Source organism: Aquimarina sp. (assembly GCF_977115655.1).
In genome coordinates, this window is record NZ_CDSBKO010000021.1 from 1 (window position 1) to 18,743 (window position 18,743).

Consider the following 18,743-nt stretch of genomic DNA (forward strand, 5'->3'; position numbering starts at 1 on the left):
ATTCTTAATTAAGCGACATTAATAATTTGGGTTTAACAGGAATTTATTAATAATCAGATGAAAAGGTAAATTTGTTGTTGATCTCTTCTGTGAATAGAGGAGATACCTTAAAAAGAAAAGGGTGCTACGCTAGTAAAAATTTACAAGCAAAAATATAAAGCAAATATTATTAAAACCTCATTACTAACTTCAAATTAGTTAAATCCGGGATTAATTAATGTTTGTTGTTTGGTTAAAGTTTTAGAGTGTGGTATAAGGTCGAAGACCCATAAAACCAAAGCCTTTAATTGCATTTGTATTTTACTCAATACAGAATCTTAATATCCTTTTTGCTTTAACCTTAACGACCAATTGCATTAAAACTTCGTTTGTGAAGTCGTAAAACCATTCAAATAAAGCGTAACGCCTGTATATTTGTTAATATTCAACAAAGAAGAACTATTTTTATTTGATAGAAATATACACCAAAAAACTAAAAGAATATTCAGTTTTAATATAATTTTGGTTCTATAACTTTATCCTTTAATTTGATACTACAAAAATGGTATGTAAAATTTCTGCCACAATATAGCCCTGATTAAAATCTAACAGAAAAAGATGGGTGTAAGCAAAAAATGTATTAGACTTAAAATTTGAATATGATTTTGATTATCTTTTTATGTAATATACAAAAATGGCATGGCAAATAGTAGTAATTTGCTTATACATAGAATATGTAGCCAATAACTCCAAATTGTTTAAACAAAAAAACGGCATCTATAAAAAGATACCGTCTATAAAAATTTTATTTTGGGGCTACAAAATAAAATTTAGTTAATCGTAATTATTAATTTTCTATTATATTATAATTATTGAATTGCTGTATAGCAGTTTGCGTTAGTTCTTTTGCTCTGTTTGCATAAAAAGTTTTAGTATCATTTAAAGATTCATTTTTTAAATCGTTTTCACTTCGTACATAGTAATCTGCTTGAGATTCAAATTTAGATTCTTCGTTTAATACCATGCTCAATTCTTGTAATGCTTTTTCTAAATTTCGCAAAGCATTTTCTGCTTTTGATTTTATTAAAGATTGTTCTTTAAATTCTGCGGCACGTCTAGCTTCAAATTCAGCTTTTTGTCTATTTTGTTCTGCTATTTGCTGCTCTAATTTTTGTTGTTCAATTTCTAACTGGAGACGTTTTTCCTCCAATTCTTTTTGTTTATTAGCAACTTCAGCAGTTGCTTCGGCCAGGTCATTGTTTTGGGCAATAGATGCTGTTTTTGTATTTCCTAAACTACCATTATTAGCTCTGCACGAGGTTAATTCTTTTAAAATTTGGGAACCTAGTTCTTTGGCTCTTTTAGCAAAAAATCTGCTGCGCTCATAAGTGTCTTGATTTAGTGAACTTTCCATATCTACTCTTGCCTGATATGCAGTTTCATTTGCTTTTGTACAATTGCACTTTTCTGCTAAGGTTTCTACTTTTAAAAAGGCTTCAATTGCTTTGTCTGCATATTCCTGAGTATGATAAACATTATTTGCTCCATGCGCTTTTTTGCTGTGTGAATATGCATAACTAGCAGCGGTTAAAGCATCTTCATACAAATCTTGAGCATTGACTTGTAGTATAAAACAGAGTATAAACAGGATAAGTGAAACTTTCTTCATTATTTGGGGCTTTTGAATAACATAGCAATAATACAATATTTTCTTCTTAACATCCAAGAAAAAACGTTATTAATCGATGAAATGCGTATTTTATCTTAGTTTTTACGGGTAAACCTTAATGTTGGTGATAAATATCCTACTGATTTTTTCTCGAATTAAATATTTGTGATAGTTTTTATTTATAACGATTATATTGCTATTATATTTTTAATGGATTAAAAAATAAGAATTTAAAAGAACTCTTATATATTGTGTAAGTTAATTATGTATATTACGTCTAAACGGACTATGAAACAATTAATCATTTCTTCAATCAATTATAATCTAAACAATGCCATAGCTTTGCTTGAGATTATTGATACTACTATTTATCAAGATGAATCAGTTGGGCCATATTACTCTAGTATAGGCTCTCATATAAGACATACACTAGATTTTTTTGGATGTATAGTTAATGGGTTGGATTCTAATAATATTGATTTAACTGCTCGTAAACGCGACGAATTATTGTCCAGAAATAAAGACCTTGCTATAGAATATATATACGAATTACAAGAAATTTTATTGTCTTATGTTGGTGTAAATACAGATTATTTAATTCATGTTACAGATGATATGGGGCAGGGAAAAGTAACGGTTGATTATACATTAGAAAGTATTCTGTCTCATGCCAATAGCCATGCTATACACCATTATGCAACTATTGGATATATCCTTGATTATTTGGGTATAGAAGTAAAAATTCCTGGTTTTGGTTATAATCCAACTACTCCAATAAATAAGAGAGAAGGGATTTAGTATGGTATAAGCTATTTTTTTCCAAATATAGCGTTCATTATTGTTTTTAAGCCTTTAAAGGTCATAAATATAGTAAAACCAGCACTTATTATACCTAACAATAAAACAGGGATATATAGTGGGTGATCTTGGTTTTTAAAAGCTGAATGAATAATAACAGGGCTTATAAACATAAAAATAAGCGATATAGCAATGTATTGTACTCCTTTGCCCAGAAGCCCTTTGTCTGTTTTTTTAGGTTCCATAGTTATTTATAGCATTTCGTACGTTTCCGTATTGCTTTAATAATTTTGTTGCTTTTGTATGATCTATAGCTAGTTCTTCCATGAGTATATGTATTGCTCTGTCTACCAGTTTGTTATTGCTAAGTTGCATATCTACCATTTTATTTCCTTTTACCCTGCCCAACTGTATCATTGTAGTTGTGGAAATCATATTTAACACCAGTTTTTGAGCTGTCCCTGCTTTCATACGGGAACTTCCTGTTACAAATTCGGGACCTACAGTGACAACAACAGGGTATTTTGCGGTAGTGGCTAACGGGCTTCCTGCATTACATGTTATACAACCTGTAACTATCTCTTTTTTATTACAATAGTTTAAAGCATTTATAACGTATGGGGTAGTTCCTGAAGCTGCAATGCCGATTACTACATCTTTTTTTGAAACATGGTGTGTTTTGAGATCTTTCCACCCTTGATCTATACTATCTTCAGCAAACTCTACAGCTTTTCGGATTGCAGTATCTCCTCCGGCAATCAATCCTATAACAAGATCATGAGAAACACCAAAGGTAGGAGGGCATTCACTGGCATCTACAATACCCAACCGACCACTTGTTCCTGCACCCAGATAGAAAAGACGTCCCCCATTTTTAAGTTTTTGAACTATTTGCGAAACTAAAACTCCTATTTCAGGGATAGATTCTTCTACAGCAAGTGCAACTGTTTTATCCTCGTTATTAATATTAATAAGTAACTCGTTAATGCTCATTTTTTCTAAATGATCATAATTAGAGGATTTTTCTGTAGTTTTTATAAAAGACATGGTTCAAAAATAGTTATTTTTTGATTCTAAGATAAGTAGTTGTTTTTTTTTTGATTGAAAAAATATAAAACAGATAGTGTATCAACCTGTTATTGCTTTTTTATTATAAAATCATACCTGTTTGCTTCAGAAATATTAAAGTACCCTAAAGCATAGTTGGCTGTATTGGTGGTGTTAATAATATTGCCCCTTAGTACAGCGGGAGGGGTTTGAAACGGATTACCCCCACCTTGCTCACTTTGTCCTATAAGTAAATTCGAATAATTATAGTATCGTTCATCGATTCCTAGTATTTTAATTGTTACGTCCCGATCATTTGGCATACCTTCATAAAAATACGAAAAATTAAAAGTTTTTCCTTGATAAAAACGATCTTCACTTGCTAAAAACAGACTAAAATCAAAATCAAAAAGATAAAAATCATTTCGATTTCCATTATCTGTAAAATAGATAATAATTTCTGTTTCATCACCTTCAAACAAAGTGTTGTCTCCTTGCTCTATATTATCGATAGGTACTGTAGGGATAAGCTTTGCAGTGGCTACATAGATTTCATTATTATAAATAACGGTAAGTTGGTACGAGGTGTCAAATTTTGGAATAAATATTGATTTTGGGGTATAATAACCGGGTTTTCCAAATTCTTTGAAATGTATTATAGAATTATCTGTAAGATTTGTAATAAAAACGGTAGCGTTGCTTACAGTAGGTACTTCTCTATCAAAAAACGGAGCAGATAATGTTAGTTTTACACCTCCTTCTATGGTAATAGGTTTTTCATTTAAGTAAAGTTCGAAAGAAGCATCGATTACTAATCTGGGCTTTCCTTTTGGGACATCTACGTCAATAACATCTTCGCAGTTTATGGATATTAACAATATTACCAATAGATATATTAATTTTTTCATTTTATTAAAATTTAAAATTATAAGTAACTGCGGGTATAATGCCAAAAATGGAAGTTCTAACAGCTTCATTAATAGTGGTATCTGGGTTTCTGGTAAAAGCTATTGAAGCTGCATTTTTACGATTGTATAGATTGTAGATGCTAAATATCCATTCTCCTTGCCATTTTCTGGTTTTGTTTTTTCCGGGTGTTAATGTAGCAGATATATCTACTCTGTGATACGAAGGAAGGCGTTCGCTATTTCTAGAGCCATCAAACAAAGGGACAGATAATCCTTGATAGTTAAATTGCCCTGTTGGATAATTAGTAGGCTGTCCTGTTTGAAATACAAAATTGGCTGCAAATTTCCATTTTTCATTCCATTCGTAACTTCCATTAAACGATATGTCGTGTGTTTTGTCATAAGGGGTATTATACCATTTACTGCTATTTATTCCTGGTTCTTGTGGTGTTCTTCCTTGGGTTCGCTGCTCTGATTTGGAGAGAGTGTATGCTAACCAGCCTTTAAATTTTCCTTCATTTTTTCGGAATAAAAATTCTACCCCATAAGCACGGGCTTCACCATTTAAAATATCTTGCTCTATAGCATTGTTTGCTATTAGATCCGCACCATCTATGTAATCCATACGATTTTTGATATCTTTATAAAAAATTTCTGTTTCGAGAGAATATCTATCTTCATTGATACTCTTAAAATATCCTATGGCGTATTGATTGAGTAGCTGTGGTTTTATGTATTTGCCGCTGGGGGTCCATACATCTAGTGGAGTAGGGGAGTTGGTATTGGATAGTAAATGAAGATATTGTGCGATACGATTGTAGCTGGCTTTTATAGAGGTATTATCGCTAAAAGCGTATGCCATAGCAGCTCTGGGCTCTATATTGGTAAAAGTTTTTATTGGATCACTTTTTTTATAGCTGCGTATGCCTACGGGTTCTATTGCTTCATAAATCTGTAGTTCTTCATTAAATAACAAAGGATTGTCATCCTGATATACGTTTAGTTCTTCCTGCCCTAACCGTATAAAATTACTTAAACGAATACCATATTGTAGGGTAAGGTTATTAGAGATTTTGTGTTCTGCATCGATATAAACCCCAAGTTCATTGGCATATTTGTCAATTAGTTTTTCTCTTTTTATTCCAGAGTTTACACTGTTAGGTTTTATTTCACCGGGATTAAATCTGAAATATATATTGTTTATTCCATAGTTGAGTTGAAAATTATTACTTAAATAGTGGTTTAAATCGTATTTGATATTAAAATTTCGGATACCGGAATCCCATTTGAAACCTACAAAATCAAGTTCTAAACCATAAAAATAATCAGAATAAATAATAGAAAGATTAGAAAACAATTTATTGGTAAATAAATGATTCCATCTTAGGTTAAGTACGGTGTTACCATAGATGTTTTCAAAAACTTTATTTATGGCAAATACGTCTCTGCCAAAGTATCCGGAAAGATATATATTGTTATTGTTATTGATTTTATAATTTAATTTTGTGTTCAGGTCATAGAAATAGGCAGTATTGTTATTATTAAATAAGGGTAAAAAAAGATGTGCATAAGAGGCTCTTCCCCCTGCCAAAAAGGCTCCTTTATCTTTTTTTATAGGCCCTTCGGCAAGTAATCTGCTTGCAACTGCTCCCAGGCCTCCACTCATTTCAAATTTTTTGCTGTTTCCTTCTTTTTGATAAATGTCTAATACTGAAGAGACACGACCACCATATCTTGCAGGAATCCCCCCTTTATAAAGCTTGATATCTTTTATGGCATCGGGATTAAAAACAGAGAAAAAACCAAAAAGGTGTGAAGAATTAAAAATTGTAGCTTCATCCAATAAAATAAGATTTTGATCTACAGCTCCCCCCCGAACATTAAAACCAGAGGCTCCTTCGCCGCCACTGGTTACACCGGGTAAAAGAATGATCGATTTGATAACATCGGCTTCTCCTAAAACAACGGGAATTTGTTTTATAGTCCCTGCAGTGAGCTTATTTATACTCATTTGAGGATTTTTGATGTTTAATTTTTCTACTTTTTCTGTGATTACTACTTCATCCAGTGTTTCTGAGGTTTCAATGAGTTGAATATTCAACTTTTTGTCTTCAGTAAGATCAATGTTTTGAAAATTGTCTTTAAAACCTAAATAGCTAATCTGTATTTTGTATTTGCTTTTTGGCAACGTTATGGAATAAAAACCATACTCATTGGTAACAACTCCTTTGCCTATTTCTGGGAATAAAATATTTACTCCAATGAGTGTTTCGTTACTGGACTTTTCTGAAATTATACCACTGATCGTAAATTTTTCTTGGTTATATACGGAGAATTGAAACAGAAGCCCCAGTAGTGTACTAAAAAGTATATGTTTTTTCAAGAGATAGTATTTTGTTGATTAAAGAAAATAATCATAAGGTTGTAAGTAGTTTAGTTTTTTCTATCTGCTATTTAAAATGTTATTTTATACCAAATAAACCTTAAAATGCTCATTCATTCTTCTTTATTTTTTTCATTCTTTATTGCAAAAAAAAATGTAGCGATACTTTGGTTTAGCATAGTACAAGTGCTATGCAATAATTTTACTGCTTCAAATAAAAAAGCATTTTTACATTTTCTGCATACTTTTATAACTTATCTGGTATTACTCAATTTTTGTGTTTTTTCACATTGTAAAGTTGTTCTGAAACGTAAAAAAACTTCAATTGACCAAAAGATACTATTTTTCATTAGAACCAAAAAGAGTTCGCCCCACTTTATTATAAAGGAAGAAATATGTGGTGAGTTCTGCAATTAATTTATTGTTAATTCTCTTCGAAATAAAAAAAACCGCATTTTCTATATTAAAAGAAAATACGGTTTTTTGAATAATAAAAACAAGTGTTTATCTATCTATTAATGTGTTTTTATTATTGAAAAGTATAGCTGGCTTTTATGACTTGAGTCACTCTAAAATAGCCATAAGCATAATTATTTGGATTTGAAACATTTATGCAATTACCTTTTAATGGCACAGGTGTGGTGCCAAAAGGTCCGTGTTCTTCTGTTTGATTAATCAATATACTTATATAGTCATAATAGTCTTTTGATATACCATGAAAATGGATATCAACGATATCATTAGGCATAAATTCTTCTTGATTGATATCATCATCCTTTTCTTTTTCGTATCTTATAGTCATTTGATTTCCGTTGGTAAACTCATCGCTATCCCGATATAACTCTGGCAATAAATCTCCTTTTTCTCTAAATTTAATGAAATAAAAATTTTCTTGGTTTTCAGGGTCATCAAATATAACATTAACTTCTAATGCATCTTTATCGTTTTCTTCTTCTCTGGATTGCGTTATAGCAGTAATGTTAGTTACAGGAGTCATTGTTTCTTTGGCGATGTAAGTTTCATTGTTATATATAACTTCTAAGGTATATGACTGATTTAATACAGGAATAAAACTGTTAGTAGTATATTTTCCGTTTTTTTGATCTATAAAAATAAACTCTGTTCCATCGCTGTCGTTGGTTACTTTTACAGAAGCCCCTGTTATAATATTGTTTTCTTTTTTTTGAAAATATTTTGTAGATGTGCTAAGTGCAATGGTTTGCTCATTTCCTGAGGTTCCTTTTTCCCAGTCTAATGAAGCTTCTATAACTAATCGGGGATCTGCAGATGGTACATCTACATCAATTACATCGGTACAGGATGTAAAAATAATCGATATTCCTATAAATAGGGTTTTTAAGTATGTTTTCATTTTTATTAAAATTTAAAGTTATAGGATACAGATGGTATAATTCCAAAAATAGCAGTTCTTGTAGCTTCATTTATTCCGGTCTCTTTATTTTGACCAAAAGATATTGACGCTGCATTTTTACGATTATACACATTATATATTCCAAAAACCCACTCTCCTTTCCATCTTCTTTCTGGTTTATTGTTTGGGGTGTACGTAGCAGAAATATCTAACCTGTGATATGCTGGTAATCTATTTGAGTTTCTTTCAGAATAGCTTGCTATGGCTATATCTTCGTATTGATACTGACCATTAGGGTAGGTTACTGGTCTGCCTGTTTGAAATACCAGATTAGAACTTAATGTCCATTTATTTGTTAGCTTATAGATTCCTGTAAGCGAAACATCATGTGTTCTGTCATGAGCGGTGTTATACCATTTTCCGTTGTTAATACCAGGTCCTTCTACATTGTCACCAAGTGTTCTTTGTTCAGATTTTGATATAGTATATGCTAACCAACCAGTAAAATCTCCTTTACTTTTTCGGAATAAAAATTCTAATCCGTATGCTCTGGATTCTCCATTCAGTATTTCTGTTTCAATATTGTTTTGACCTATTAATTCTGAACCATCCAAATAGTCTATTCGATTCTTTACGTCTTTGTAGTATGCTTCTACTTCTAAAGAGTATACATTGTCTGTAAAATTTTTAAAATATCCTAGTGCATATTGATTTGATAACTGAGGTTTGATAAATTTACCGCTTGGAGTCCAAACATCTACAGGTGTTACCGATGTGGTATTTGATAATAAGTGTATATATTGTGCTGCTCTGGAGTATCCGGCTTTTATAGAAGATGACTCATTTAATTGATAAGATAAACCTAGTCTTGGCTCTATATTGCCAAACGTTTTTATACTTTCATCGTCTTTATAATTTGTTTTTCCTATTGCTGTTCCTTCTCTATAAATTCCTAAACTGCTGTTATAGACAACAGGTTTGTCATCTGCATAATTGGTTAAAGGTTGTCCTCCTAATCTAACAAAAGAGCTATAGCGTATACCGTACTCCATAGTAAGCTTTTTTGTTATTTTATGTTCTGCACTAGCATATATACCGGTCTCCAGAGCTTTCTTTTCGTCTAATTTTAATGGATTAATAGGAGAGGTAGAAGAGGTTGGCTCTATTTGCCCCGGATCAAAATCATAAAATATGGCATTTCCTCCAAAATCCAGTTTAAAGTTATTACTGGCATAGTAGTTTAAATCATACTTTATGTTATAGTTGTTGATAGATGCTACCCAATCAAATGCCATAGAATTAATACTTATTTCATAATCATATTTACTATATATTAGGGATAGATTAGAAAAAATTTTGTCATTAAAAATATGATTCCATCTTAGGTTACCAGACAGATTACCATAACTGCTTTCAAAACTTTTAGAGAAATTAAAAACATCCCTGCCAAAGTATCCTGATAGGTATAATTTATTTTTTTCGCTCAATTTATAATTTGTCTTTAGGTTTAGATCGTAGAAATTGATTTTGTTATCTTTTAAATCATCATTTATTGCACCTGTATACAGGTGTGCATAAGATCCTCTTCCTGCCAATAAAAAGGATCCTTTTTCAGAAAAAGTAGGTCCTTCAATTGCTAATCTGCTGGAAATTATACCTATGCCACCTGTGAGACCTATTTTTTTACTATTTCCATCTTTTTGGCGAACATCTAAAACAGAAGACACCCGACCCCCAAATCGGGCGGGTATTGCTCCTTTATATAATTTTATGTCTTTTATAGCATCTGCATTAAAAACAGAGAAAAAACCTAATAAATGGGATGTGTTGTAGATAATTGCTTCATCTAATAATACCAGGTTTTGATCTACAGCACCACCCCTTACATTAAATCCAGCAGTACCTTCACCTCCATTAGTAACTCCTGGCAGGGTTTGTATAGATTTTATAATGTCTACTTCACCTAGTACCACGGGTATTTTTTTTATGGTTTCTGTTTTTAATTTAGAAACACTCATTTCTGGATTTTTTATATTCACTTTTTCTGATGTTTCTTCTGCAGTAATAATTACTTCGTCGAGTTCTTCTGAAGATGCAGACATTTCAAAATTTAATTGTTTGTCACTATCCAGGGTTACTTCTTGATTAATATCAACATACCCCATGTATGATACAACCAAGGTGTAGTTTCCTTTTGGAGCAGTAATAGAGTAAAATCCATATTCGTTTGTTATTACTCCAATTGATGTGTCTTTAAAAAATACGGAAGCTCCAAATAATGTTTCTCCGTTGGTTACATCTTTTATTCTGCCGCTTATGGTATAATTCTCTTGTGCAAATATTTGAGAAGAAAATAAAAAAGATGTAAAAAAGATAAGTGCAAAAATTGCTTTTTTCATTTGTTTGTGGTTAAAATTTTTAAAGTGATTACTTGATTTTATAGTGTGATTTAATAGTTATTTTCATTAAGTATAATTAATGTTTTGGATTTTGTTTATAGATTTATCAATTCTATCATCAAAATCTCTGTTAATATTTGTGATAAATTGGTATCTAAAGGATCAAATACATAAATAGTAGTTGTTTCCGGATCTCTAATCCTGTCCTATTGGTTTTATTAAAAACGCCTTGATTTTATTATGCACATAATTTTAAGATTAAGCATTATACTACCTTTTCATGTATTTGAAATACTTGATTTATAGTAAAAAATAAAATTAACAGGATTGTTTTACGAAGAGTAGATGTTTAAAATCTCCTATGGTTACTGATTTTCATCTGAAGTATGAAGTTGCATGTTTTTTTTAAGTTCCATTAACGCTCTCCATTGAAAATTAATAGGATACCATTCTTCATTAATTGCAGAGCTGTTGTTTGATATTTTTGAACAACTATTGTTTTTGATATATACTTTGTTGTTTTCTGAAAATACATATACGGTATTCAGATTTTTTTTGTTATCGATTTTTGATTCATTCATGATTAGGTATGTTTGGTATGTTTTTTTTATAACGATTTCTTCCTAAATTAAATACTCCTAGTTTTACACCAAATCCAACAGAAAGGCCATTGATTCTGCTAATGGTGCTAGGGCTTAATTCTATTTTACTAGAAAACCTGTATTGGACTCCTGTTTCTATTTGTACATATCTAGAAATATTATACAGTATATTTACTCCGGGCTCTACAATAAATAAAGCATCCCAGTCTTCTTCTTGATTTTTTTCTATTTCTTCCTCATCCCACTCTGTATTAATATATCCTGCGGCACCACCACCTATTAGTAATGGGAAAGAGAGATTGAATTTTGATTTACTAAAGAATATAGGTTCTAAATGTAATCCGGAATATACAGCTCCCAAATCGGCAATATTTGACGAAAAAACTCCTGATATATTTTGATTAGAATAAATCCCTTTGGTTACAAACCCAATTTCTAGTTGCCTGTTAGCAACGTAAGCAAGTTTTAATCCTAAGATATAAGTTTCTTTATCTTTAATTTCACCATAACCTCCACTAAATCCCAAGTAAACACCATGTACAATATTATTTCGATCATTAAACTCTATATAATCTTTAGAGTCTTGTGCATTGGTATAGAAAAACAGATTTGTGGATAAGAATAAGAATAAAATTTTTAAGTGTTTCATTATACTTTATTTGTTATTTCATTGACAGATTAAATTAATAAGGGTTGCATGAGATTTCATTTTTTTTATACTATTTGTTATAAATAGGTGTATACATGCATTTACTAAAAATTATTCTTTTAAAATGATTGCTCCTTTTTTTCCAGTGATTTTAAATTCTCCGGCTATATTGCCATTTCCATAGGTAGCTGTTATATCTCTAATTCTTTTTCTTTTGTCGATTACATTGGTTTTTATATTTGCAAAGGATTTAGGGATTCTTAATAATCCTTGCTCAAGAGAAGCTTTAAAGTCTATGGTTAAACCCGAGATATTTATATTTAATTCTGACGATTCTTGATTAATAGTTACGTTTGCATTTGTTTTTTCTATTTTAGAAACCCAAAGATCGGCTACTTCCAGACTTAGGTTTATGCTGTCATATACTGTATTTAAGTTTATATTGCTAAACATAAGCTCTCCATGAATATATCCAATATTTTCAATATTTATTTGATCTTTGCTTGAGTGAACTTCTAAAGATTCTACATTTTCAATTTCTATAACAGCTCCACTGCTTGTTATTTTAAGATCTTCAGATTTTTCGATATTGATTTCCCCATTTTTGAAACGTAAATTACCATAAGTTATAGATTTGGTCTTTAATTTTCCAAATTTCATATCTATGTTGGCATTGTTTAGGTCTTTGTTCAACCACATATTTCCATGTTGTAAATTAGCTTTTAGTTTTCCGTTCCAGTCGCTTATTATAATATCTCCAAATTTATTTATAATGTTAATTTCGGCATTAAATGGCAGATAAACAGAGTAGTCAATTTGTATATTACTTTTGTCAAAGTCAAATGGGTTTGCTTTGTCAAATAATTTGGATAGTATGGTACTGTTTCTATCTTCAATTACAGAAGAAATACGTATAAAATCTTCGGTACTATTTACTACCATATCAATTCGGCTTAGTAATTCGTCGGCATCTTCTTTTTTCTTTTTGGTTACATGTATTTCGACATCAATTTGTATTGTTTTTTTCTCCCAACCATTAATAACAATGTTTCCATATTTATTTTCTAGGTGCAATTCTCCTGCATTGGTTAAAGGATATGTTTTTTGTATTTTTTTAGATACGTTTTCTTGTGTCCATATATTATTTGCAGAACAGAGGAGTAGTAGCAAAAGAAAAATATGTTTATAAAATGTAACCTTCATTTTCGTTTGTTTTTTTAGAATTATTGATCTGGTTTAATAAGTTTTCGATCAATTCTATTCTTTTTTTGTAATTATTGACGATAGCTTCTAAAATATATTCATTGTTTAGGTTTTTTGTCATTTCTAATTTTAGAGAATTATATTCTTCATCTAATTCATCCATAAAAGACAAAAACTTTTCTTTTTCTTCTTCTTGTAGTTTCGAATTGTTTTTAACTAGTTGTACTTGAAATGCAACTAAATCTTTATAGTAAGTGTCAATGTCCCTAAGTTCTTGATTAACTATATTATTATGACTTTTATGATGAAACTCTGAATTGAAAAAGATGTTTATGATTGAAAATGCGCCTACCAGGATTAAGATACTAGCTGCAATCTTTAAAACAGGAGATCTCCATAAAATAATCGGTTTTGGAGTATTTAATCTAGATTCGATATTATCCCAGATTTTTGATTTATCTGCTCTGTGTTCATCGAATAAATATCGATTTTCTTTTATGTATTTTTCAAAATCATCCATATTTATAACGTATTTACAATTTCAATTAATTTTTTCTTAGCTCTATGATATTGTGATTTAGAGGTAGAGATAGTAATACCTAATATTTCAGCAATTTCTATGTGGTCATATCCTTCGATCAAATAAAGATTAATTATTTGCCGATATCCATCCGGAAGGCATGTAATACCTTTTTTTATTTTATAAATATCTCTATTTTGTATAGTGTTATTAATATCCTCATCCTCATTGTTGTCTTCACTAATATTATATTCTTGATAGTCAAAAGAGGTAACAGGTATTTTTTTAATTTTTAAATGGTTTATACTTTTATTAATTACTATTCTTTTTAACCAAGAGCCAAAAGTGCTTTCATACCTGAAAGATTTTAAGTTTTTAAATGCTTCTACAAAACTATCCTGTACAATATCTTCTGCGTCTTCTTTTATGCCAAGTATTCGCATACTTACATTATACATGGCGTCTACATAGAGCTCATATAACTGGTATTGTGAATTCCTGTCGCCAGATTTGCTTTTCTCTACAAGATCTTTATGCCTATAAAGGATATTGGTTTCCAATTAGTTTTGCTTGATTGTATTTTTTTTAAAAGTACTTTTTATTTATTGTTATAAGTATTGACAATTAAAAAATAAAAAGGTTGCATGGGGTTATAAAATATCATAAATATTTTATTTTTTAGGGGAATATTTTATAGGAAAAAAGGCTTCAAAGTATACTGCTTTGAAGCCTTTTTCTTGATTTAAGAAGGGCTTTATTGTAAATTTATTTTTAAATTACTGGCATTATTGGCATGAATGCCAATAATAGTATTTCCTTTTTTTATTTATAAAACTTTATTATGCTTCAATAATAGCATTTAGTGTTTGACTAGGTCTCATTGCCGCAGAGATTTTATCTGTGTTAGGCCAATAATACCCTCCCATATCCACAGTATTACCTTGTGCATTATTAAGCTCATCGATAATTTTAGTTTCATTATCGGTAAGTTGCTTTGCAATGATTTGGAATTCGTTTTGTAATTCTTTATCCTTGGTTTGTTGTGAAAGTGCTTGAGCCCAGTATAAGGCCAGATAAAAATGACTGCCTCTGTTATCTAGTTCATTTACTTTACGGGATGGGGATTTTTTATTGTCCAAAAATTTAACAGTGGCATTATCTAATGCTTCTGCCAGTACAATTGCTTTGCTGTTATTGGTTGTCTCGCCAAGGTGCTCTAACGAAACTGCTAATGCAAGAAATTCACCCAAAGAATCCCATCTTAAATGCCCTTCTTTATTAAATTGTTGCACATGTTTTGGGGCAGAGCCACCTGCTCCAGTTTCAAATAAGCCTCCACCATTCATTAATGGTACAATGGATAACATTTTTGCACTGGTTCCCAGTTCTAAAATAGGGAATAAGTCGGTGTTATAATCCCTTAGTACATTTCCGGTCACAGAGATAGTGTCTTTTCCTTCTTTGATTCTTTCTAAAGAGAAACGTGTGGCTTCTACCGGAGACATAATTCTAATATCCAGTCCACTAGTATCGTGATCTGGTAAATAGGTATTCACCTTTTTTATAATCTCGGCATCATGTGCTCTATTATTATCCAACCAAAATATAGCAGGTACGCTTGTTGCTCTTGCTCTGTTTACGGCTAGTTTTATCCAGTCTTTTACAGGGGCATCTTTGGTTTGACACATTCTCCAGATATCTCCTTTTTCAACACTATGTTCTATAAGTATGTTGTTGGAAGAGTCTGTAACCCGAACAATACCATTATCAGCAATTTCAAAAGTTTTGTCATGAGATCCATATTCTTCGGCTTTTTGAGCCATTAATCCTACATTAGGTACTGTTCCCATTGTAGTAGGGTCAAAAGCACCATGTTTTTTACAGAAATCGATAGTTTCTTGATATATTCCTGCATAACTGCTATCGGGGATAACAGCTTTGGTGTCTTGCGTATTTCCTTTTGCATCCCACATTTTTCCAGAGTTACGAATCATTGCAGGCATAGAAGCGTCAATAATTATATCACTTGGTACGTGTAAGTTTGTAATGCCTTCGTCAGAATTTACCATTGCTAATTGGGGTCCTTTTGCATAACAAGCTTGTATGTCAGCTTCTATTTCTGCTCTTTTAGTATCGGGTACTTTTTTAAGTTTTTGAATAAGATCCCCAAATCCATTATTTACTTCAACTCCTATTTCTTTTAGAGTAGTTGCGTGTTTTTCAAACACATCATTAAAGAAAACTTCTACAGCATGCCCAAATATAATAGGATCAGAAACTTTCATCATGGTTGCTTTCATGTGTAGAGAAAACAGAACGTTTTTGTCTTTTGCGTCGGCTATTTGTTCTCTCAAAAAGGCAATAAGAGCCTTTTTGCTCATCACTGTTGCATCTATGATTTCTCCTTCTAAGAGAGAAATGTTTTTCTTTAAAGTTGTAACATTATTATTTTGATCTACAAACTCAATTTTGATGTATTTTGCATTAGAGATAGTAACTGATTTTTCATTGGCACAGAAATCTCCACCAGACATAGTGGCAACATGAGTTTTAGAATCCGGACTCCATGCTCCCATGGAGTGCGGGTTTTTTTTGGCATATTGTTTAACCGGTTTAGGGGCTCTTCTGTCAGAGTTTCCTTCTCTTAATACAGGGTTAACAGCACTGCCTTTTATTTTGTCGTATCGGTTTTTAATTTCTTTTTCTTTTTCATTTTCTGGCTCTTCGGGATAGTTGGGGATGTCAAAGCCTTGTAATTGTAATTCTGCAATAGCAGCGTTTAATTGAGGTACAGAAGCACTTATGTTAGGAAGTTTAATGATATTTGCTTCAGGTTTTTGTGCTAATTGACCTAATTCCTCAAGGGCATCAATTTGTTTTTGTTTATCGCTCAAGTTTTCAGGAAAGTTGGATAAAATCCTGGCAGCAAGTGATATGTCTTTTGTTTCGACATTAATATTTGCTGTTTTTGTAAATTTTTTAACGATAGGTAAAAAAGAATATGTTGCTAAAGCGGGTGCTTCATCGGTTTTTGTGTATACAATTTTTGAGTGATTAACTCCCATACGTTTGGTTTTTTTATCAGGTATTTTAAGGTTTTTGGTGCCTTAAAAAGGTAATAGACTCCCTGATTTATTATACTTATAAGTTATATATGGAAATAATTATTGTTGGGCTACTTAAATTGTTTTTCTTTTTTAGAATCACTTTTGTAAGATTCATAAATAATAATAGCTATATTATTTCCGACCGCGAAGATACAAATCTGGTGATCCAAATCCAACCTGTATATTGTTAGTTTTGAGTTAAAGGAGGTTGAATTATAGTTTCCTGAAAATTAGGGTGTAAAAAATGCGGTATATAGAATTTCTTATGTTTTTTTTAGAATATTTTAAAGAATAAAAAGCCATATCAATAATACGAATATTTTGATATGGCTTCATTAGAAATAATTTTTTATGTTAGCTGTTTTACCCGCTATTAAATAAAAACTTTCGTTAGTTATACCATAAATTTCATTTCTAGTTTTGAGTAGACTTAAATGCACCAGATTATTGATTTATAAGATCTACCCGGACGACTAATAGAGAATGATTTTCCTGAATAATTATTGTAATAATTTTCAGCTTTTCCATTCAGATAGTCTAAGACCATTTATGATTAAAAAAGTGTCAAAACTTAATTTTTTCTTTCAAGTTTCATTTTGAAATAATTCTAAAGTAAATTTTTAAAAGTGATTTCAAGTATGTACTCAAAAAAATAACTTTCGTTTTATATTTATTTTAGTCTTAAATGGTATTGCTTATGTTCAAAGAATTTTTTATTTAGTATAGCTTAGAATCCTGATGTCATCTGTCAATACTATATAAAATTCTTATATAAATATATAAAAAAAACAGATGAGTTTTTGTTTTTTACAGTGTTATTTATCAAACGGTTATGAACTTTACTTATTAACTTTTGTTCATAAAAAAAAGGTTGCTGGATCCAGCAACCTTTTTGATTTATTAAAGAAAAAAGATTAACTTCTTTTTTCTTTAATACGAGCTTTTTTACCAGTAAGTTCTCTAAAGTAGAATATACGAGCTCTACGAACTTTACCTCTTTTGTTTACTTCGATTTTTTGAAGTGCAGGTAAGTTTATAGGAAAAATACGTTCTACGCCTATAGTTCCGGACATTTTTCTAATAGTAAATGTTTCAGTAACTCCAGAACCTCTTTTTTGGATTACAACTCCTCTAAAGAACTGTGTACGTGTTTTAGCGCCTTCTTTAATTTCATAATAAACAGTAATAGTATCACCTGCAGAGAATTCAGGCATATCTTTTTTTTCAACAAATTCGTTTTGTACGAATTTTACTAAATCTTCCATTTTGATATAGTTTCTTTGGTTTTGTTAGACTAACATTCACGATTTTCGCCAGAGGTTAACCCAATCAGGGTGCAAAAGTAAGTATTATTTGATGATTTGCAAATTTTTATATCTTAATTATGATATGTGCTATTTTATGGCTGCGTTGGTTTATGGTTTTTTACTCTTCTAAAAGATCGGGTCTTCGTTCTTTTGTTCTTTGGTATGCTTGTTCTTCTCTCCAGATCTCTATTTTTGGAAAATTTCCAGACATTAATACTTCCGGGACTTTCCAGCCGTTGTACTCTGCAGGCCTTGTATAAATAGGGGGGGCTAATAAATTGTCCTGAAAAGAATCTGTTAAAGCAGAGGTTTCATCACCAAGTACGCCAGGAATCAGGCGGATAATAGCATCACATAAAATTAGGGCGCCTAATTCACCACCAGAGAGTACATAGTCCCCAATAGATATTTCTTGGGTAATAAAATGATCCCTTACCCGTTGGTCTACACCTTTGTAATGCCCGCAAAGGATAATTAAATTGCCTTTTAAAGATAATTGATTGGCTGTGCTTTGGTTTAAAGTCTTGCCATCGGGAGTCATATATATTACTTCGTCATAATCTCTTTCTGATTTTAACTTAGAAATACATTTATCAATAGGCTCGATCATCATAACCATACCGGCACCTCCTCCAAATTGATAATCATCTACTTGTTTGTAATTGGTATCTGTATAATCTCTCAAATTGTGCAGATGCACTTCTACTAGTCCTTTGTCTATAGATCGCTTCATTATAGAAGCTTGAAAAGGGCTTTTTAAAATATCGGGTACTACTGTAATAATGTCTATACGCATCTTT

Annotated in this window: 16 protein-coding genes; 1 reads left to right on the plus strand and 15 read right to left on the minus strand. The window is 31.1% G+C overall.

Annotated features, from left to right (window positions below; all coding sequences use genetic code 11):
* Positions 1 to 826 precede the first annotated feature (826 nt).
* A complete protein-coding gene (locus ACZIYX_RS10530; protein WP_462682193.1) occupies positions 827 to 1,648 on the minus strand; it encodes a hypothetical protein in 822 nt (273 codons plus the stop codon).
* Between the two features lie 288 nt (positions 1,649 to 1,936).
* Between ACZIYX_RS10530 and ACZIYX_RS10535 the strand changes: the two genes are divergently transcribed.
* Positions 1,937 to 2,446, plus strand: a complete 510-nt coding sequence (locus tag ACZIYX_RS10535) for a DinB family protein (protein WP_462682194.1) — start codon at positions 1,937 to 1,939, stop codon at positions 2,444 to 2,446.
* Between the two features lie 11 nt (positions 2,447 to 2,457).
* Here ACZIYX_RS10535 and ACZIYX_RS10540 read toward each other — a convergent pair whose 3' ends face one another.
* The 14 genes from ACZIYX_RS10540 to trmD all read right to left on the minus strand — a co-directional run bounded on the left by ACZIYX_RS10540 (position 2,458) and on the right by trmD (position 18,739).
* Positions 2,458 to 2,691, minus strand: coding sequence for a DUF6095 family protein (locus ACZIYX_RS10540; RefSeq protein ID WP_462682195.1), 234 nt, complete (start codon positions 2,689 to 2,691; stop codon positions 2,458 to 2,460).
* Positions 2,681 to 3,493, minus strand: a complete 813-nt coding sequence (murQ, locus tag ACZIYX_RS10545; RefSeq protein WP_462682196.1) for an N-acetylmuramic acid 6-phosphate etherase — start codon at positions 3,491 to 3,493, stop codon at positions 2,681 to 2,683. The genes ACZIYX_RS10540 and murQ overlap by 11 nt, the downstream gene beginning before the upstream one ends.
* 89 nt (positions 3,494 to 3,582) lie before the next feature.
* Positions 3,583 to 4,401, minus strand: coding sequence for a DUF4249 family protein (locus ACZIYX_RS10550; RefSeq protein ID WP_462682197.1), 819 nt, complete (start codon positions 4,399 to 4,401; stop codon positions 3,583 to 3,585).
* A 4-nt stretch (positions 4,402 to 4,405) separates the two neighbouring features.
* Entirely contained in the window at positions 4,406 to 6,784 is a 2,379-nt protein-coding gene (locus ACZIYX_RS10555) for a TonB-dependent receptor (RefSeq protein WP_462682198.1), read from the minus strand.
* Between the two features lie 529 nt (positions 6,785 to 7,313).
* Positions 7,314 to 8,156, minus strand: a complete 843-nt coding sequence (locus tag ACZIYX_RS10560) for a DUF4249 domain-containing protein (RefSeq protein WP_462682199.1) — start codon at positions 8,154 to 8,156, stop codon at positions 7,314 to 7,316.
* 5 nt (positions 8,157 to 8,161) lie between these two features.
* Positions 8,162 to 10,555 carry a TonB-dependent receptor gene (locus ACZIYX_RS10565; RefSeq protein WP_462682200.1) on the minus strand — a complete coding sequence of 798 codons (2,394 nt, stop codon included), beginning with the start codon at positions 10,553 to 10,555 and terminating at the stop codon, positions 8,162 to 8,164.
* Positions 10,556 to 10,920: 365 nt separating this feature from the next.
* Positions 10,921 to 11,136, minus strand: a complete 216-nt coding sequence (locus ACZIYX_RS10570) for a hypothetical protein (protein ID WP_462682201.1) — start codon at positions 11,134 to 11,136, stop codon at positions 10,921 to 10,923.
* Positions 11,129 to 11,806, minus strand: coding sequence for a hypothetical protein (locus tag ACZIYX_RS10575; RefSeq protein WP_462682202.1), 678 nt, complete (start codon positions 11,804 to 11,806; stop codon positions 11,129 to 11,131). The genes ACZIYX_RS10570 and ACZIYX_RS10575 overlap by 8 nt, the downstream gene beginning before the upstream one ends.
* A gap of 111 nt (positions 11,807 to 11,917) precedes the next feature.
* Positions 11,918 to 13,009: a hypothetical protein gene (locus tag ACZIYX_RS10580; protein WP_462682203.1), complete on the minus strand. Its 1,092-nt coding sequence runs from the start codon at positions 13,007 to 13,009 to the stop codon at positions 11,918 to 11,920.
* A complete protein-coding gene (locus tag ACZIYX_RS10585; RefSeq protein WP_462682204.1) occupies positions 12,990 to 13,529 on the minus strand; it encodes a hypothetical protein in 540 nt (179 codons plus the stop codon). Before ACZIYX_RS10585 ends, ACZIYX_RS10580 begins: the two co-directional genes overlap by 20 nt.
* A 2-nt stretch (positions 13,530 to 13,531) precedes the next feature.
* Positions 13,532 to 14,089: an RNA polymerase sigma factor gene (locus tag ACZIYX_RS10590; protein ID WP_462682205.1), complete on the minus strand. Its 558-nt coding sequence runs from the start codon at positions 14,087 to 14,089 to the stop codon at positions 13,532 to 13,534.
* Positions 14,090 to 14,368: 279 nt separating this feature from the next.
* Positions 14,369 to 16,594, minus strand: a complete 2,226-nt coding sequence (locus tag ACZIYX_RS10595; RefSeq protein WP_462682206.1) for an NADP-dependent isocitrate dehydrogenase — start codon at positions 16,592 to 16,594, stop codon at positions 14,369 to 14,371.
* A 956-nt stretch (positions 16,595 to 17,550) separates the two neighbouring features.
* Positions 17,551 to 17,901 carry a 50S ribosomal protein L19 gene (rplS, locus tag ACZIYX_RS10600; RefSeq protein ID WP_462682207.1) on the minus strand — a complete coding sequence of 117 codons (351 nt, stop codon included), beginning with the start codon at positions 17,899 to 17,901 and terminating at the stop codon, positions 17,551 to 17,553.
* 160 nt (positions 17,902 to 18,061) lie between these two features.
* Positions 18,062 to 18,739: a tRNA (guanosine(37)-N1)-methyltransferase TrmD gene (trmD, locus tag ACZIYX_RS10605; RefSeq protein ID WP_462682208.1), complete on the minus strand. Its 678-nt coding sequence runs from the start codon at positions 18,737 to 18,739 to the stop codon at positions 18,062 to 18,064.
* Positions 18,740 to 18,743: the final 4 nt, after the last annotated feature.

Coding starts and splice junctions, on each gene's coding strand:
- rplS (WP_462682207.1), bottom strand. CDS start 17,901: ATGGAAGATTTAGTAAAATTCGTACAAAACGAATTTGTTGAAAAAAAA.
- ACZIYX_RS10595 (WP_462682206.1), bottom strand. CDS start 16,594: ATGGGAGTTAATCACTCAAAAATTGTATACACAAAAACCGATGAAGCA.
- ACZIYX_RS10575 (WP_462682202.1), bottom strand. CDS start 11,806: ATGAAACACTTAAAAATTTTATTCTTATTCTTATCCACAAATCTGTTT.
- ACZIYX_RS10535 (WP_462682194.1), top strand. CDS start 1,937: ATGAAACAATTAATCATTTCTTCAATCAATTATAATCTAAACAATGCC.
- murQ (WP_462682196.1), bottom strand. CDS start 3,493: ATGTCTTTTATAAAAACTACAGAAAAATCCTCTAATTATGATCATTTA.
- ACZIYX_RS10550 (WP_462682197.1), bottom strand. CDS start 4,401: ATGAAAAAATTAATATATCTATTGGTAATATTGTTAATATCCATAAAC.
- ACZIYX_RS10585 (WP_462682204.1), bottom strand. CDS start 13,529: ATGGATGATTTTGAAAAATACATAAAAGAAAATCGATATTTATTCGAT.
- ACZIYX_RS10540 (WP_462682195.1), bottom strand. CDS start 2,691: ATGGAACCTAAAAAAACAGACAAAGGGCTTCTGGGCAAAGGAGTACAA.
- ACZIYX_RS10560 (WP_462682199.1), bottom strand. CDS start 8,156: ATGAAAACATACTTAAAAACCCTATTTATAGGAATATCGATTATTTTT.
- ACZIYX_RS10570 (WP_462682201.1), bottom strand. CDS start 11,136: ATGAATGAATCAAAAATCGATAACAAAAAAAATCTGAATACCGTATAT.
- trmD (WP_462682208.1), bottom strand. CDS start 18,739: ATGCGTATAGACATTATTACAGTAGTACCCGATATTTTAAAAAGCCCT.
- ACZIYX_RS10530 (WP_462682193.1), bottom strand. CDS start 1,648: ATGAAGAAAGTTTCACTTATCCTGTTTATACTCTGTTTTATACTACAA.
- ACZIYX_RS10580 (WP_462682203.1), bottom strand. CDS start 13,009: ATGAAGGTTACATTTTATAAACATATTTTTCTTTTGCTACTACTCCTC.
- ACZIYX_RS10565 (WP_462682200.1), bottom strand. CDS start 10,555: ATGAAAAAAGCAATTTTTGCACTTATCTTTTTTACATCTTTTTTATTT.